Source organism: Methanobacterium alkalithermotolerans (assembly GCF_018141185.1).
In the GTDB taxonomy this organism is placed as follows: Archaea; Methanobacteriota; Methanobacteria; order Methanobacteriales; family Methanobacteriaceae; genus Methanobacterium_F; species Methanobacterium_F alkalithermotolerans.
This window is the reverse complement of record NZ_CP058560.1, coordinates 386,060-404,315: the sequence shown is the minus strand read 5'-3', so window position 1 is coordinate 404,315 and position 18,256 is coordinate 386,060. Positions and strand designations below refer to the sequence as shown.

At 38.0% G+C, this 18,256-nt stretch carries 13 protein-coding genes; 6 read left to right on the top strand and 7 right to left on the bottom strand.

The genetic code is table 11. The features are described from left to right. The first annotated feature begins 70 nt into the window (after positions 1-70). The gene (locus HYG87_RS01860) at positions 71-538 is read left to right on the top strand and encodes a flavodoxin family protein (RefSeq protein ID WP_211533543.1); all 468 of its coding nucleotides are present in this window, start codon (positions 71-73) and stop codon (positions 536-538) included. A 346-nt stretch (positions 539-884) separates the two neighbouring features. Here HYG87_RS01860 and HYG87_RS01855 read toward each other — a convergent pair whose 3' ends face one another. Then, positions 885-1,493 (bottom strand): hypothetical protein, encoded by a 609-nt coding sequence (locus HYG87_RS01855; RefSeq protein ID WP_211533542.1) that lies wholly within the window; start codon positions 1,491-1,493, stop codon positions 885-887. A gap of 572 nt (positions 1,494-2,065) precedes the next feature. Between HYG87_RS01855 and HYG87_RS01850 the strand changes: the two genes are divergently transcribed. Both HYG87_RS01850 and HYG87_RS01845 read left to right on the top strand, forming a co-directional pair. Next, entirely contained in the window at positions 2,066-2,314 is a 249-nt protein-coding gene (locus HYG87_RS01850; RefSeq protein WP_211533541.1) for a hypothetical protein, read from the top strand. Positions 2,315-2,316: 2 nt separating this feature from the next. Next, a complete protein-coding gene (locus HYG87_RS01845; protein WP_211533540.1) occupies positions 2,317-2,811 on the top strand; it encodes a hypothetical protein in 495 nt (164 codons plus the stop codon). Positions 2,812-3,131: 320 nt separating this feature from the next. On the opposite strand, the gene rfbC is transcribed toward HYG87_RS01845, so the two are convergent. Genes rfbC through HYG87_RS01825 form a run of 4 tightly spaced genes read right to left on the bottom strand, consistent with a single transcriptional unit; the run spans position 3,132 to position 6,084 of the window. Further along, on the bottom strand, positions 3,132-3,695 hold the full coding sequence (gene rfbC / locus HYG87_RS01840) for a dTDP-4-dehydrorhamnose 3,5-epimerase (protein WP_211533539.1): 564 nt from the start codon (positions 3,693-3,695) through the stop codon (positions 3,132-3,134). Beyond that, on the bottom strand, positions 3,688-4,566 hold the full coding sequence (gene rfbA, locus HYG87_RS01835) for a glucose-1-phosphate thymidylyltransferase RfbA (RefSeq protein ID WP_211534184.1): 879 nt from the start codon (positions 4,564-4,566) through the stop codon (positions 3,688-3,690). Before rfbA ends, rfbC begins: the two co-directional genes overlap by 8 nt. A gap of 31 nt (positions 4,567-4,597) precedes the next feature. Continuing rightward, a complete protein-coding gene (gene rfbD, locus HYG87_RS01830; RefSeq protein WP_211533538.1) occupies positions 4,598-5,434 on the bottom strand; it encodes a dTDP-4-dehydrorhamnose reductase in 837 nt (278 codons plus the stop codon). A gap of 23 nt (positions 5,435-5,457) precedes the next feature. Further along, positions 5,458-6,084: a hypothetical protein gene (locus HYG87_RS01825; RefSeq protein ID WP_211533537.1), complete on the bottom strand. Its 627-nt coding sequence runs from the start codon at positions 6,082-6,084 to the stop codon at positions 5,458-5,460. A gap of 194 nt (positions 6,085-6,278) precedes the next feature. Between HYG87_RS01825 and HYG87_RS01820 the strand changes: the two genes are divergently transcribed. The 3 genes from HYG87_RS01820 (at position 6,279) to HYG87_RS01810 (ending at position 12,474) form a co-directional block, all read left to right on the top strand. After that, on the top strand, positions 6,279-7,853 hold the full coding sequence (locus HYG87_RS01820) for a PocR ligand-binding domain-containing protein (RefSeq protein ID WP_211533536.1): 1,575 nt from the start codon (positions 6,279-6,281) through the stop codon (positions 7,851-7,853). Positions 7,854-8,175: 322 nt separating this feature from the next. Continuing rightward, complete coding sequence (locus HYG87_RS11040; RefSeq protein ID WP_211533535.1) at positions 8,176-11,571, top strand: DUF11 domain-containing protein; 3,396 nt, start codon at positions 8,176-8,178, stop codon at positions 11,569-11,571. A gap of 207 nt (positions 11,572-11,778) precedes the next feature. Then, positions 11,779-12,474 carry a zinc ribbon domain-containing protein gene (locus HYG87_RS01810; protein ID WP_211533534.1) on the top strand — a complete coding sequence of 232 codons (696 nt, stop codon included), beginning with the start codon at positions 11,779-11,781 and terminating at the stop codon, positions 12,472-12,474. 103 nt (positions 12,475-12,577) lie between these two features. Here the strand turns inward: HYG87_RS01810 and HYG87_RS01805 are convergent, their stop codons facing one another. Beyond that, a complete protein-coding gene (locus tag HYG87_RS01805) occupies positions 12,578-15,886 on the bottom strand; it encodes a histidine kinase N-terminal 7TM domain-containing protein (protein WP_211533533.1) in 3,309 nt (1,102 codons plus the stop codon). 365 nt (positions 15,887-16,251) lie between these two features. Next, a complete protein-coding gene (locus HYG87_RS01800) occupies positions 16,252-17,904 on the bottom strand; it encodes a sensor histidine kinase (RefSeq protein WP_211533532.1) in 1,653 nt (550 codons plus the stop codon). Positions 17,905-18,256: the final 352 nt, after the last annotated feature.

Genomic DNA, 18,256 nt, shown 5'->3' with positions numbered 1-18,256 from the left:
CCCTTAGGTGTAAAAAGGCCATAAAAAAGGGGAATAGAAATTATTTAAAAAAAAAAGAAGGTCTAAAAAAATGGAAGAAAATAAATCATTAATAGTATTGTATTCATATCACCACCACAACACAGAAAAAATTGCAGAGGCTATGGCTCCGGTACTTAATGCTGAAATTAAATGGCCCCCAGAAATTGAGCCTGAAGAACTTAGTAACTATGATCTGGTGGGTTTTGGTTCTGGAATATACAGTGCCCAGCATGATGAATCTCTACTGAAACTAGCCAGTAAACTACCAGAAGCAAATAATAAAAAAGCATTTCTCTTTTCCACAGCAGGAATAACTGGTAAATCAAAAGCCAGCAAAGATCACTCTAAACTTAGAGAAAAATTAGAATCCAAAGGTTATATTATTGTGGATGAATTCCAGTGTAAAGGTTTTAACACCAATAGCTTCCTTAAATTATTTGGAGGAATGAATAAGGGCCGGCCTGATTCTCAGGACTTGAGTGATGCCCGGGAGTTTGCAAAAAACCTTAAAATATGAATAATGGGGTTTTATTTTTAAAAAGAAAACATAATAAATATAATTAAAGGATGAATTAGCTAAAAATCTTCAAAATGAGACTTTTTATATCATACTGGATTTTACCCGGATATTAAGGATTATTTGATTTCGGATAAACTGATAATTTGTTTTTAAGGAAAAGGATAATTTTACCTAAGGAGCCAGACAGAGGCTGGGGTTAATATCCCGTAAGGTAAATGTACTCTTCTAATTCAGGGCGCAGATTTATTTGAAAAGATCGATTTAATAATTAGTTTTAAAAAAGGGAGTATTATATGAGTTTATGATGGTAAAATTAAAAAAATAATCTGTTATTATTTGAAATCTAGTATATTCTTCTGCTAAATTGTTTATTTTGGTGTATTTTTGTGTTTTGTTTGTGAAAGGTTTTCTTGTTTGTGTTTTTTTGTTTATTTTGGTGTATTTTTGTGTTTTGTTTGTGAAAGGTTTTCTTGTTTGTGTTTTTTTGTTTATTTTGGTGTATTTTTGTGTTTTGTTTGTGAAAGGTTTTCTTGTTTGTGTTTTTTTGTTTATTTTGGTGTATTTTTGTGTTTTGTTTGTGAAAGGTTTTCTTGTTTGTGTTTTTTTGTTTATTTTGGTGTATTTTTGTGTTTTGTTTGTGAAAGGTTTTCTTGTTTGTGTTTTTTTGTTTATTTTGGTGTATTTTTGTGTTTTGTTTGTGAAAGGTTTTCTTGTTTGTGTTTTTTTGTTTATTTTGGTGTATTTTTGTGTTTTGTTTGTGAAAGGTTTTCTTGTTTGTGTTTTTTTGTTTATTTTGGTGTATTTTTGTGTTTTGTTTGTGAAAGGTTTTCTTGTTTGTGTTTTTTTGTTTATTTTGGTGTATTTTTGTGTTTTGTTTGTGAAAGGTTTTCTTGTTTGTGTTTTTTTGTTTATTTTGGTGTATTTTTGTGTTTTGTTTGTAAAACCTTAGCATATTAAACGAATATTATAGATTTAGCCTATTAATATTTTATTTAGCATTAGAAGGCTTATCGATTCATTTATATGCTATAGGGTACATATAGTTATTCAGCGTATCATCTCAAAAACCATTAAAAAATGAAAAAATTTTAAATATTTTTTAAAAATTTTTAAAAGAAAACGATCCACAATCTTCTCTATTTAAATTTTCTATAAAAATATTTTTTTAAGGATTGACAATCCAAAAGCTTCTTTTTTTTTTACAGGTTTTAACTTTTTAGATTAGGTCATCCTATCTAAAAATTTGAATTTTATGGGAGTTTTGCGAGCTCCTATAATCTCTTCCGTAATTGGGTCAGGAAATTTTAATCGATCCATTGAATTTTGGGTACCGCCTCAAAAATGATTTTTTTCCTGACCTGATTTAAAATTATTAGTCATATCTAATCCATAATTGACTTTTATGGAGTTCTTTGGAGGGGATCTCCTACATTTGGGCTAGGAAATTATTTGAGTACAATTCTCAAGTAATTTTTTTCCTGACCTGATTAAAAATCATACTTTATATTAAAGGAGGATGTTGTTATGGAATCTATTAAGGGGTCAATTAACATTTGGAGATGTCCTAATGAAAAATGCCCTAACATGGAACCTGCAGCAGAAGCTGAATTATGCCCTAATTGTGGATCTAAATTTAAACCTTTTGGCGGGTTTAGAGACCCTTTTGCTTTTATAAATGCAAAAAATCAGGCAATGAAAAATAAAGGTAAAAATATTATCTTATCTGAAAAAGATTTGATTTATTTTTTAGCTTCAGAGCTCAATCAGGGGTAGTAATGATGGATTTTAAAAAAATAGAAGAAGTTTTGGAGAATGAGAGGGATTTGGATTCTGAATTTAAAATTGATGAAGTTTTGGAGAATGAGAGGGATTTGGATTCTGAATTTAAAATTGATGAAGTTTTGGAGAATGAGAGGGATTTATTTTGCTCTATAAAATTTAAAGCAATTATTTTAGGCGGAGCTTTCAATTTAATCTTAATTTTCTTAATATCTGCCGTTTTTACTTTGACATTTAATAATTTTCCACAATTTGCAATCCCCTTACTTTTCATTATCATATTTGGTGGTGGTTTAGTAAGTGGTTCTCTTTCTAGAGATTATACTCTAAGTGCTATTATAAACGGAACTATTTTAGGTATTTTAATGGGCTTATTTTTTGGAATAATAATAGGAACTGGTGCTGGATTTTTGATGGGATTAGTATTACTCACTCCTTTTAGCCTGTTAGGAGGATTTACCGGTTTTAAAATTAAAAAAAAATATTTCTAATTTAATTTATTTTTTTCCCATTTTTAAAATTATTTTTTGATTATATAATTAAAAAATAAGGGATTTTATGAATAGTTTTAAATCAAATAAACAATATATTACTATTTATCCATAACTCAGGTTATGGATTAATTTGTGGATCGAGATGAATACGAAAAAACTGGGAAAAAGTTGGGATTGAATATTAATTCATTTTTTTATCATTCCCCGTTTCTTTCCAGACATCTTATTCCATAGATCTTTTTTTTACGGGCTTAATAGCCTTTAAAATTATGTATATTCTCGGGTTTATCTATTAAAACTCAGGCTAAAAAACTATTTCACCATTTAAATCCAGTAGCTGTATCCCGGGCCCTACCCCAGTTTCTATCCTTATCCGATAATAAAACTTCCTCCACCTTATCCAGAGGCCATTTTATACCGATATCTGGATCATCCCACCTGATACCTCCCTCATCTTCTCCAGCATAAAAATCAGTGCACTTGTAGGTGAACTCTGCCCTATCTGATAACACCAAAAAACCATGGGCCATACCCTCGGGGATGTAGAACTGTTTTTTATTATCTCCGCTTAGTAAGACTCCTTCCCATTTAAGATAAGAGGGTGAACCTTTCCTTAGATCCACCGCCACATCATACACTTCTCCCTGCAGGACCCGGACCAGTTTTCCCTGGGGATGTTTGTACTGGAAGTGCAATCCCCGCAACACTCCTTTTTTAGACAGGGACTGGTTATCCTGGACGAATTCAGCATCCACCCCATTTTTCTGGAATTCCTGCTGGTGGTAGGTTTCCATAAAGTAGCCCCGATTATCTCCAAAGACGGTGGGCTGGATGATATAGGCCCCTTCCAGTTTGGTAGGGTGGAACTGGAACTTACTCATATTCATCCCCTTTAATTAGATCTTCCAGGTAGTTACCATAATCAGTTTTTTTTAAAGTAGCAGCCAACTCCAGAATCTTTTCTTTACTTATCCAGCCCTGGTTATAGGCAACCTCTTCCAAACAGGCGATGTAGAATCCCTGTCGTTTTTGAACAGCTTCTACAAAATTAGTGGCTTCTAATAGGCCGATATGGGTTCCGGTATCCAGCCAGGCCATACCCCGACCTAAAAGTTCCACTTTTAACTGTCCTTTTTTAAGGTAGGCTTCATTAAGGGAGGTGATCTCTAACTCGCCCCTATCTGATGGTTTAACTTTTTTTGCCAGTTCAACCACCTGGTTATCATAAAAATAAAGTCCAGGTACCACGTAGTTGGATTTAGGATGTTCTGGTTTTTCTTCTAATGAGAGCACCTTACCCTCTTTATCAAATTCCACCACACCGAAGGCCTGGGGGTTTTTCACATAATAACCAAATATTACTGCTCCCTCTTTTAAGGATCGGGCCCGCTCTAGTATCTCACTAAACCGGTGCCCATAGAAGATGTTATCGCCCAGAACCAGGGCCACGTTGTCTTCACCAATAAAATCTTCTCCTATGATGAAGGCCTCGGCCAGACCATTAGGGTTTTCCTGCACGGCATAGGATATATCTATTCCCAGATCACTGCCATCACCCAAAAGATCCTGATACTGGGGCAGATCCCGGGGGGTGCTGATAATTAGTATCTCCCTGATACCGGCCAGCATCAAAACCGATAGGGGATAATAAATCATGGGTTTATCATAGATAGGTAAGAGTTGTTTCGAGAGGGCCTTGGTTACCGGGTAGAGCCGGGTGCCTGAGCCACCGGCCAGTACTATTCCTTTCATCATAACTGCTCCTTTTATTTAAATTATTCACTCATATTAAGGATAGATATTCTTGTAATGCATCTTTATAACTGCGCAGGGCTTTAAAGCCCTCCATTTTCCAGTGGTAATTATCCAGCACCGAATACTCCGGTCGAGGGGCAGGGCGGGGGAATTGGGAAGTAGGCACCGGTTTTACTTCCACCTCCACTCCTTTAATCTTAAATATTTCCCGGGCATATTCATACCAGGAGCAGTAATCACTGTTGGTTAAGTGGTAGATGCCGTAGGCTGGTTTTTCTATTAATAATTTTAAACCATGGGCTAAATCTTTCGTAAAGGTGGGAGAACCAAATTGATCATTTACCACACTAATAGTATCATTTTCCCGGGCTAATTGGAGCATGGTGGAGGGGAAGTTAGGCCCGTGTTCTCCATACAACCAGGAAGTCCGTACAATATAAAATTTACTTAAAATATCCTGGATAAAGGTCTCACCATGGAGTTTGCTTTTACCATAGACACTCAAAGGATTAGTTTTATCATATTCCTGGTAGGAGGTGCCTTTAGCTCCATCAAAAACATAATCGGTGCTGATATAAACCATGCTAGCATCTGCTTCCAGACACCCCACCGCCACATTGCGGCTTCCCAGGGCATTTACCTGGTAGGCTAAATCCTTTTTTGACTCACTGCCATCCACATCAGTGTAGGCCGCGGCATGGATTACCACTTCTGGTTTTAATTCTTTAATGGTTTCTACGGTGTTATCCAGCCGGGTGATATCCAGGGTGTTTATGGTGGTGGTTTCCAGTTCATGGAATGGTTTTAAGGTTTCCACCAGGTCACGTCCTAACATACCTTCTGATCCGATTATCATCACTTTCATAATAAAACTCCTCAAAAGAATTTTTAACTAAGGTAAAATGTTTTATTTACTGTGGTGGTTTTAGCAGGGTTCCCTTGGGGGTGATAGATATATTCTGCAGGTAAGGCTATTCTACCATCTACTATTTCCATGGTGAAGTTCCCGGCCCAGTAAGTATGCACCCCATTTATAACAAATACTCCCTCTAAACCTGCACCTTCATTTATAAAACTGGCATTACCAACCCAACCAGCACAGGTCATATTAAGGGTTCCTTTCAGGGGAGTATTTACCATCACTTCCTTAAAATTTCCACCAATTAGCCCAGAAATTGTACTAAGACTTATATCAATTGATTCAATTTTACCGGTTCCATTTAACCCCTCTTCAGTATAGGTTAAAAAACCTTCATCACTTCGGTTTTCATAGGCCTTTGCTGCTCCCGGTATAGCCACATCAAAATTAAAATTACTGCCCTGACCATGAATATTCAGATAACCGCCTAAAGACCCTCCCTCGGGGGAATCCGGTGGTAAGGATACGTAAGTGGTATAAGTATAGGGTATCTTTTCAAAGATGTAGTCCTGCATGGTGAGTACCCCGTAGGCTCCCACCGCTCCCATGATGATGATAGCTCCCAGAAGAATTAAAGCAATTTTTTTATTATTCATAAATGTTCCCCTTTAGTTAAGCAAGGTACTTAAGAACTTGTTAGTATAAATTAGAAGTATTTCCATTATTTTTAATTATTACTAATAAATTCATTGGTTTTTAATCCTAATAAATATAAACCCTGCACAATCTTAATATTTTAATAACATAAATTACATAATATATGATTAATCTTTTTTATAAGGAGAAAATCATGCCCCTTACTAAACCCCTTGATGATTACCTGGATATGGATATCATCCAGGATTTGATGCAGAGTTTTTATGAAATTACTGCCATATCCTCCACCTTAATCGATCGTAAGGGCAAAATCTTCACCACCAGTAACAGGGAAATTGTAGGGGCAGGTTGGCAGGACATCTGTCTGAAATTCCACCGCAAAAACCCCCGAACCTATAAACGCTGCCTGGAAAGTGATACTGTACTGGCAGGAAAAATGGAAAAAGAACGTTGTTACTCATCCTATAAGTGCCTTAATGGCCTGGTAGACATGGCTTTACCAGTATATATCCAGAATGAACATGTGGCCAACCTCTTCACCGGACAGTTCTTTTTAGAAAAACCTGACCGGGAATTTTTCAAAAAACAGGCTCAGGAATTTGGTTTCCCTCAAGAAGAGTACCTGGCGGCCCTGGATAAGGTTCCTGTTTTTACCGAAGAATACGTGGAAAAGGGAGTCATGTTTTTAAAAAAACTGGCCATGATTATAGGAGAAATGGCCATTAAATCCATCAAATTACAGGAGAGTGAGCATAAATTCCGCTCAATTTTAAATAACCTCCCGGGTGCTGTTTTTGAATTAACAGCTAAAAAGGATGGATACCGCTACTTATCGTATATTGGACCTAGAATCCATGAAATGTTTGGTTTTGACCAGGATAAAGATATACAAATGGAGATAGTAAGGCAACTACATCCAGAAGATAGAGAATCATTTCTGATTTCTATTGAAGAGAGCTTATCTAATGCCCGTCCCTTTAACCATGAAGCACGATTTATAACTCCCTCCGGAGAAAAATGGTTCCAGGTTATTTCCACTCCGGTGCATTGTGATGAAGATTTACTCTACCATGGGGTTATCCTGGATATCCATGACCGTAAGTTAGCTGAACAAATAATGGAAAAATCACTCCAGGAAAAAAAACTCTTACTCCAGGAGATCCATCACCGGGTGAAAAATAACATGCAAATAATCTCCAGCTTGATGAATCTCCAGGCCATGGAGATGGATGATGAAAAAACCCTTAAATTCATCAGAGATAGCCAGAACCGGGTTAAATCCATGGCCATTATACATGAAAAATTATATGAATCCACAGACTTATCCCGAATATCATTCAAGGATTACCTCCACAACCTCATATCCTACCTCTATGATTCCTACACCATACACCCCGGTAGGGTGAAACTCAAAACCATGGTAAATGACTTCTCCTTCAATATAGATACCGCCATACCATTGGGCTTAATCATAAATGAACTGGCATCCAACTCCTTGAAATACGCTTTTCCAGAGGAGAGGGAAGGAGAGTTATGCATTAACCTGAAAAAAGTGGGGGAAAAATTTAAACTGGTAGTGGCCGATAATGGGATAGGCTTTCCCGAGCATTTTGATTATAAAAACACAACCACTTTAGGTCTCCAACTGGTTAATAAACTAACGCAGCAATTAGATGGATCTATAACTCTGGATAACAAGAAAGGATCAAAATTCATTATTGAATTTAGTGAATTAGAATATAGGGAGCGATTAACACCATCTAATTAAATAATACCTGGATTAGTGGATAAGGTCCAGTTAAATTAATACTGCTCAATGGTTAAAAAAATAATAGCTAATTTTTTTATTAAATGCATATAAACTTCTTTATTTCTAATAAAAACTTCTCTACAAACTTTTTTAATGATGGTGACAATTTAGGTAGTAATCTTCACCACCAGGAGTTTTGATTGCTTATTTCTCCATTACTTTTTTCCAAAAATAAGTCCTTAGTGAGGAATTAACGAGCAAAAAACCTTATAAACCCCTATTTTTCATCAATATCACCAAAAAATAAATAAATTTATATCCTCAGGCCCACATATGAATATTGTCTGTAGAAATATTAAATAAGAACATAGGAGGTGAAAAAACGAAAAAAACAATAATATTTACTACTTTCATCCTTATTTTAGGCCTACTTAGTCTGGGAGCAGTTGCAGCGCAATCACCAGAAAATGACATGTTACCAGACCAGGTAGAAAACAATATAACCAATAATACTTCTTCTTATTCATCTAATAACAACGAAACATCCAACTACCTCCCTGATCCTCAGGTATGGAGGGGAGGGGTACTAATATATTCCACCACCACCATCCAGGATGCTCTGGATAACTCTCTAAGTGGGGACACCATCTTACTCGAAGATGGTGCCACCTTCTATGAAAAACTGGTAATAGGCCACGACCTCTACTTCAATGTAATGAATGGAGGAACTGCTACTATTGATGGTAGTGGTAATGGCCGAATCATACATATCTTACCAGGAGTTACAGTACACTTTACCAACATCATCTTCCAGAATGGACACGCCCCGGATGGAACCATACTTTCCCCGGATGGGGAAAACGGAGGGGCCATCCTCAATGAGGGAAATCTACATCTGGAACAGTGTACCCTAAGAAACAACCAGGCTGGTGATGGCGGATCACTACTCTACGGAGGAGTGGGAGGCCAAGGTGGTGCCATTTATTCTACCGGGACACTGATCATCCAGAACACTCGGCTATATGAAAACCGGGCAGGACACGGAAGTAATGGTGTAGCTGCATTCCACTCTGATGGTTTTAGAGGAGGATACGGCGGTGCTATTTACTCCACCGGTACTTTAATCATTCAACAATCCATGATAGTCTCTAATCAGGCTGGTAATGGTGGTAATGGTGTCATGATGGGTACCGGAGGTAATGGTGGTCACGGTGGTGCTATTTACTCCACTGGAACCATGCATATCCAGGAAAGCCAAATCAACCTGAATAATGCCGGAAATGCCGGTACTGGGGGTTTGAATGTAATTATTGGAGGTACTGGAGGTACTGGAGGTTCTGGAGGAGCCATATATAATGTTGGTTTTTCCACTATCCAGGGCTCAACTATTAACAATAATTATGCTGGAAATGGAGGAACCGGAGCTTCTGCTGCCCCAGGAAACCTGATAAACCCTACGGGATACCAGGGACACCAAGGTGGACCAGGAGGTAATGGTGGAGCAATCTACAACCAGGGTAATTTAATCCTGTCAGAAAGCGAAATCACTGCTAACCAGGCCGGTACCGGTGGTACCGGTGGTGCTGCTGGTGACGGACGAGACCGAAACATAGCAGGTGCTGGTGGTGCCGGCGGAGTCGGCGGCACTGGTGGTGTGGGAGGTAATGGTGGAGCAATCTACCACACCGGAAACGGAACCTTACAAATTACTACTTCATCCCTTTCCAGAAATAAAGCTGGAACAGGAGGCACCGGTGGTGCAGGTGGCCAGGGAGGTAATGCGAAAAGTACCATCCCCTTCCGAGGTGCGGCCTACGCCGGTGGTGCCGGAGGCACTGGTGGTAATGGTGGTTCTGGAGGAGCCATCTACTACCACGGTGACGAGGGATATCTAATCGGCAGTGACCTGAGTAACAACCAAGCCGGAAAAGGCGGTGAAGGCGGTGAAGCTGGAAACGGCGGATCAAGCGCTGGAGCATACTCCAATGGATCTGGAGGTGCTGGTGGTAATGGAGGAAATGGTGGTAAAGGTGGAGCAATCTACCATGCTACTGGAAACCTGAACACCTTAACCAACAACCTGATTGAAAACTGGGCCGGAGCAGCCGGTACAGGAGGTGCTCCTGGACAACCAGGACCCGGTACCGGAAGTGGAACTATTGGACCAGCTGGAACTCCTGGTTTCTATGGGTTAGGAGGAGCATTCTATGGTGCTAGTGATTCCAGCCTGCACTTCAACCGTTTATTATATAACTGGGTCTATGATGTGGCTGCTGCACCAGGTGTTACTGTAAACGCAGAAAACAACTGGTGGGGATCCAATAACAGTCCGGCCAGCAGAGTAACTGCTGGTGTAAATTACAGCCCCTGGATCATGTTACAAATAATAGCCCAGCCTGAAACCATACCCTGCCAGGGAACATCCCAGGTAACTGCGGATTTAACCTGGAACACCATAGACGGAGTAAATCCTCACCAAAAACCAGCAGGAGGCCATATACCTGACCATATTCCAGTTAGTTTCTCCACTACTCTAGGAGACATTGATCCGGAAAATAGCCAGACATATATGGGTACTTCTCTATCTACCTTCACCGGTACCACGGTGGGAACCGCCCATGTATCAGCCCAGGTGGATAACCAGATCCAAACTACCAGTATAGAAGTGGAAAAAATAGACACAGTTCTTAGTGTGGATGCTGTTTCTGCTACTTATTTGGGTAGTGTGGATTTGATTGCTACTTTGGAAGATGAGTTTGGTAATTTGTTGGTAGGGGAGACGGTTGGTTTCTGGGTTGATGGAGTGTATGTGGGTAGTGCTGTTACTGATAGTAATGGTGTTGCTACTGTGACTTATACTCCGGTGACTTTGAATCCTACGGGCAGTCCCTATCAGGTAACTGCTGAGTTTGCCGGTGATGATTGTTATAACCAGGCTACTGGTTTTAATGACCTTACCGTGGATAAAGCATCCACTAACCTTACTACCAGCGACGTTACCGGTAATCCAGGAGAAACCATCCTTTTAACTGCTACTTTAGAAGACCAGTACCAGAACCTCTTAGAGGGAAAAAGTATTGACTTCTGGGTGGCTGGAGCCTATGTGGGCAGTGCTCTTACTGATAGTAATGGTGTGGCCACCTTATCCTACCTGATAAATCTGGTGGGAGGTTTCTACACTCTGGAAGCTATCTTCAATGGAGATGACTACTACCTATCTGCTGATGCCACCGCCCAACTAAAAGTGCCCCAATCCGATTTATATATTGAAAGCTGGGCCAGTAAAAACAATCCCTATGTAGGAGAACCAATTACCATAACCTTCAAGTTAGGTAACCGGGGACCAGACACTGCAGAAAACGTGGTTTTCACCCTGGTTATACCTGCCGGTATGGAATATGTATCTGCTGAAGTGGATCAGGGTACCTTTACCTATGACCCTCTAAGTAGAACCATAACCTGGATACTGGGGGATGTGCCGGTAGGTGACCCTTACCTCTACCTGGTGGTTAAGGCTCTACATGCTGGTAACTTTATCTTCCAACCACAACTTACCACTGACACCTACGACCCGAATATTGATGAAAATATTCAGACCGTGACTATCCAGGCTGCAGAAGAACCACAACCACAACCACAACCAGGAGTACCTATGCAAACTACAGGAGTACCATTCTATGGTCTATTGTTGGCATTAGTGATGATTGCTGGTGGGATGATAAGTAGAAAAAAATAAACCCCTTTTTTCTTTTTTTTCTTTTTTTATAAGTACTTTTTAAATGTTCTTTTAATTATTAACCATCTTAAAATTGAGTTTTATATCTTATTTTAATCTGCTAAAAAAAATTTCAATTATCCTCTTAACTTTTACCCTTTAACTAAACTGGTAAATTATAAATATAGACCATTAACTAATAACTATTATAATTTCGAGGTTAAAATCATGAATAAAAATGAATGTCCATTTTGCCAGACCCCCCTTTCACCCCAGGCTGAATTTTGCACCAGCTGTGGGAGCCAGATATATAAAACCGGTTTAATAAACCGCCTGAATAATAGTGTTAATCTTTACAGTATCTACCTCTCCCTTTTAGGGGCCCTGATTTTAACCTTACCGGTTTTTCTCTTACTCTCCCTGGGCCTTAGTTCGGCAGCTATTCCCCTGGATGTGGTGGTGGTAGGAACAGTGTTCTTCCTATTATTTATTGCTGGTTTTTTAAATGCCCTTCTAAGTACCCGCAACCAGAGGGAAGCCATATACAGTGGAGTTTTTCTATTCTTGGTATTGTTATTTAATCTGGCACTTTTAGCAGCCCTCACCTTCTTTGCTGCGGTTATAACTGCCAGTATGCTTTCTAGTATATTGGGAGCAGATAGTGGCTCTGACTTTTTGAATGAAGGACCTGATTTTATGGATGACAATAGCAGATCCAGTTTAATTGATTCTGATACAGGATCTAGTGATATATCCTCCACAGATAATGACTTAGATTTCTCAGGTATTTCTTCTACTTCCTACTTCCAGTTTGAAGGCCTTTTTGGTATAATCAAACTACTAATATCATTAGTTTTAACCCTCCTGGCGGCCCCGGGTGGGGGAGTAGTAGGAGTGCGTCTAAAAGAGCTTCTTAAAAAATAGAATTTGATATCCTCTTAATTCTTTTAAAATGAATTAACCTCTTTTAAGGTAACATTTTAAAAATGCTTAATTCATTTTTTACAATTCAGGGGCAGGATTTTAATTATCTTCGATCCATGTACTCCATTTCTTTAAAATGGAATGTAAAGCTGGTTCCTTTTTCTCTATCTAATTCCCATTTTGCATCCAGTTGATCAGATAGGCTTCTAACCAGTTTCATCCCCAGGGTTTTAGTATGCTCCACATCCACATTTCCTAAACCCACCCCATCATCACTAACCTTTAACTCAAATTCTCCATTAATCTGCTTGAAGGAAATCTTAATCTCACCCTTTTTACTTCCTGGAAAAGCATATTTAAGGGAGTTAGTCACCAGTTCATTTACAATTAAACCCAGTGGTATGGCTGTATCGATGTTAAAAGGAATATCTTTTATATCCAGCACCGGTTTTATTTCCAGCTGATTTACCCCGTAACTGAAAAATAGATCATCCACTAACTGCTGGAGGTAACTTCCAAACTTAATTTCACTTAAACTGGTGGACTGGTACAATTTTTCATGCACCATGGACATGGACTTTATCCGGCCCTGGCTTTCCTGTAACACCTGCCGGGTTTTATCTTCAGTTTCATAGTTAAGCTGGAGATTCAACAGACTGGATATAATCTGCATATTGTTTTTCACCCGGTGATGGATTTCCCTTAATAACACCTCCTTTTCATGGAGTGACTTTTCCATGGTTTTCTCAGCCTCTCTTTTTTCCAGGAGATTGGTGAATATCTCCCCTAACATTACCAACAGATCTATATTTTCCTTACTCCATTCTCTTTCTTTTTTAACTGAATCAAAACCCACCATTCCCTGTATTTCACCATGCAACTTTAAAACCACTGCGGTCATGGATTTAATATCCTGATTTTTAAGATAATCCTTTTCATTCTGGGCCTGGAGGGGAAGTTTTTCTACTGATTTTATCTGCACCTGTCCTTTTTCATGCAAAATATCAGTAATCCATTTAAGATCATCCATCTTAACATTCTGCTGGGTATCTATCTGGGGTTCAATTCCCGGGGCACACCACTCATGGGTATTATTTAAGGAATCACCACTTTCACTTATCTGGAAAAGATAACTGCGATCCACCTGCATAAACTCCCCTATCTTTTGCAGGGCTTCATCTATTGCATCATCTGCTTTTTCCGGGGATATGTTAATGAAATTCTTGGATATTTCCATTAAAAGGTTTTCCAGTTCCAGGCGGTAGTTTATCTCATTTTCGATTCTTTTCCTCTCACTTATATCCCGCAGGGTACCCTCTACTCCAATTACCTCTCCTTTACTATTTTTAAGAAGATGGGCATTGATGGAGACATATACTTTCTCCTGGGCTTTGTTTTTCAATACTGCCTCGTAATCTGATACCTCACCCTGGGCTTTTAATAAATCCAGTAACTTATTCCGGTCCTCTCGCTTATGATACAACAGTTCAATTTTTTTTCCAATTAATTCCTCCCGGTGGTATCCGGAGTAGCGATGAATAGAGGGGCTAATATCCAGGATACGGCCATCATTATCTGCCTGATAGAACACATCCTGCACATTTTCAAATATCTCCCGGTACTTACGCTCGCTTTCTTCCAATTTTCGCTGAGCTTCTTTAAGAGGGGTGATATCAATTACCGAAACCACATACTCCTCTAAAAAAGGAATATGATCCACCGTGATTTGAGAAAGATGCACCTCCCCTTCCCAATCAATAAATCGAGTTTCATAGGTATTAGGGGCTTTTTTAGGATCTCTTTGTCTGATTTTATGGTATTCCATCATGCGGGGCAAATCCTGGGGATGGACAAACTCCATCCACTTCCTCTTGTTTTCCAAATCCTCCCGGGAACAAGCTAAAAATTCTCCCATCTTCTGATTAGTCAGGGTAAAATATCCTTCTTTATTAAATATTGCAGTAGGAACTCCGGCATTATCAAATATGGTCCGGTAAAGTGATTCTGATTCTAAAAGCGATTTTTGTATTTCTTTAAACTCACTCATATCCCGAATAATGGCCAGTACTTCCTCCTCATTCAATTTAATTAAACGAGCCTCATAATAATTAATCTCATCAGCTATTTCCAGCTCATATTCAAATTCCTCTTTACTATCTTCATCCAGGGATTTTTTTATTTTAGCCAGAGCCATATCCAGGGTTTTAGGGGCCATTCCCAGATCAGATAGATTACTACCTACGATTTCTTCAGGATCCAGGGCCAGATGATCATCCTGGTGGGCTTTATAATCAACAAAGGTCCCGTCCCGTTTTATGATAAACATCATATCCGGTATGGCCTCCAGTATAGCCCGGCTTTTATGTTCACTGAGTTTCAATGCATCTTCTATTTTTTTAGAGGAGCTAATATCTGAAAATTTCAATAATCTACCTACCAGGGTATCCTTATAATCCCTGATTTCACGAAGCTCCAGATGAAGCCAGAGGTCCTCTTTTTCTAAAAATATTTCATCATCACCAGCAGCGCCATAGTAATAAGATTTTAATGAGGGTATTTCTTTTAAAACCTCATCTGCAGTTTTATCTAATAGATTCTCCTTTAATCCTAAGAGAGCGGCGGCAGGGTTAACTTCCACCAATTCATCTTTAGTATTAAAAATAAGCACTCCACTTTTACTACTATGCAGGAGCATTTTTTGGGCAATTTGATGAATATCCAGCAGGTTATAACGGAAAACCCCTAAAAATAGAAGCACCACCCCTAATATTAAACCAAAGGGAGTTATATCTAATCCTGGAATGGGAGATAGTCCCAGGGCAAAAATTATACTAAAAATTAAGGGTAAAAGACCGCTTAAGATAAGAATATAAATGAGTTTTCTCTTATTTTCATCCACTTCCCTCAGGGATCTAACTAAAATAAAAGTTCCCAAAAGAAGTAAGCTGTAACCGTAAATAACATTCAAAAAGAATACCGGTCCCAGATCATATATAAGCAGTGATCCCGGAGTATCACTAACCGGGGTGATACTGGGCCATAACAGGCCATGCTGGGAATTGGTAAAGGCCATGATAATTACAAATAAGGGTATAATTAATAGCAAAACCACCTTAGATGGTTTGAAATAATGGTCGTATTTAGTAAAACTCATAACAAACAAAAACCAGAAAACAGCCACATTTGTGGCCCCCAGATAGGTGGCCTGCATCCAGCTGATTTTAGTAGCAGGATTAGAACTCAATAATTCCATACCCGAAGCCAGACACCATAAAAACAAACCCACATTCAAACAAATAAAATAGGTATGGAAACGACTTAAAGGTCTGCGGAAACTATAAAAAGCCAGAGATAAGGTGCCCAGTGCAAATAAAAGTAAAATATTGCCTAAGGCCGAATAAGGGATATCCATAACTAAAAACCCCTGAAACTAAATTTATATTTAATGAGTAACATTCTACTTTAATTTAATATATTCTAACTTCTTATACTCTTTTATTATTACTCATATTATATCTATAATCTGCTATTAATATTATTTACTAATGAAAAAAGGCCTATTGCACATAATCTCCCTATTATTTAACTAAAAGCCCCTCCAGGGCTTTTTTTTAGAAAGGGTATTTCCTTTTAAAATAAGTTTATTAAAACATTCCGGGAATTTCCCTAAAAAAATGCCTGGAAAATATTGGCCTATAAAAATTAATTTATTATAATAATCTTCTACTTTTTTAGTTTTACTAAAAGGTAAGAAATCTAAAATTTGATGATTTTAATTTAACGGCTATCATATAGCAGTTCCTTAAAAGTTATCTTAAAACTCACTCCATCTGCATTAAAAACTTCTAGTTGACCATCTAACTGGCCAACCAGGGATTGCACCAACTGCAAACCCAGAGTTTTTGGGTTATCCAGGTCCAGTGCTGGAGGTAATCCGGCACCATTATCTTTAACTATTAACTGGTATCCTTCCGTACACTCTTTCAATGATAGATCAATTTTACCATCATCAACTCCTTTAAAAGCATATTTCAGGCTGTTAGATACCAGTTCATTGATGATTAAACCCAGTGGTATGGCGGTTTCAATATTTATTTTCACCTCATCCAGGTCCAGGTTTAAATCCACCCCTTGCTGGCTGTAGGTGGCCAGCAAGTCCCGGGTGAGACTATCTACATAGTGCTGCATATTGATATGGGATAATTCCTCACTGCGGTAGAGCTTTTCATGCACCAGTGCCATGGATTTAACCCGGGTCTGGGCTTCATGGAGTAAATCCAGGGAATATTCATCCTCCACATATCCCCGCTGCAGAGATAAAAGACTGGAGATTATCTGCAGATTATTTTTTACCCGGTGGTGAATTTCCCGTATCAGAGTCTCCTTTTCACTAAGAGAGGATTCGAGATGGGATTGTATTATTTCTTTTTCATCTAAAAGCTTTCTTAGTTTTTGCTGGGCTCTTTCCTTTTCAATTACAATATTTTCCAGTTCCAGCTGAATTGTTTTTTGTTCTTCCAGACTCTCCTCTAAGCTCTGCTGATAATTTATCCGTTCCTTATCTAAATCACTTAATTTCTCAGCAGCCCCAATAATAAGAAGCACCAGGATGAAAATAGAGGTATTAACCATAATCACCACGGCAAAAGAAGAGGAGAACAGATCAGAACTCATACCATATAAAACAATAAAACCCAGCCCAATAATGGATAAAATACCCACCGGCAATACTTTACGGGAAAGAAAGTTTCCGGTGTACTCCTGGGTGAAATATTTCATCAATCCTTGCTGGGGATAAAGACATAAAAGGGCACTGGATAATAAAAGATGGGTAAAAGCAGTATAAAGGGCCATTTCTGTGTATACTTCTGGAATTTTAGAAGGATCCAGACCATAAAAATAAGTGGTAAAACCCATAAAACCAATTAATCCGGTTAAGATGCTTAAAGACTGGCCGATAACAATTCTTTTTCTAAGGGCAAATAAAAAGATAATGATTCCATAAAGTATGAAGTTAAAAGAACTCATAAAACGGCTTCTACCTGGAAGGAGGGTGGAATAAGGGGAATTGATAAATGGCAAATAATCTGTGGGTAATACCATGCCGGTCAGGTATTGAATTAAAAATAAAAATCCTATAAAAAATATAAAAAGAGATACTAATTGGATAAACCTTTTAATTAAAGGACTTATATTGCGATTTAAAATCAAAACCAAAAACCCACATATAACCGATAATAATGCGGTTATGAATTTAGAAGGAGGAGAATTAAAAATATCACCGGTAAGGATATTAATGTCAGTAAACCACCCTAAAATCACCATAAATCCCATAAAAATAACCAGGAGGGACAGTATCTGGGATACTTTTTTAGATATAATTATCCTTCTTAGATAAATTTCTGCATCTAAGTTGTTTTCGCCTTTCATTATATTTTTCTTCCTTTCTTAACTTATTTAAGATAAAAGAAGCATCAAGGATAGATTTAGTAGCTGATACTTACTATTTTAGATTAATATTAATTATTAACTTAATTATTAAATAAAGTTTTAGAAAAAAAGCAAAATTCCAGATAAACTGCTTAACTAAAAAGATGGATTTTTTAGACAATTTGCTTAAATTGAATGTTCTTTTTAAAATAAACCATCTAATGTGCTTTAAAATAGGCATAATATCCTGTTTTTAGGATTTAATAATCAATTTAATCCAGTTTATATACTCCTAGAAAAAAATTATATGCTACTATTTCTAATAATTATTATTAATAATATTCTCCAGGAC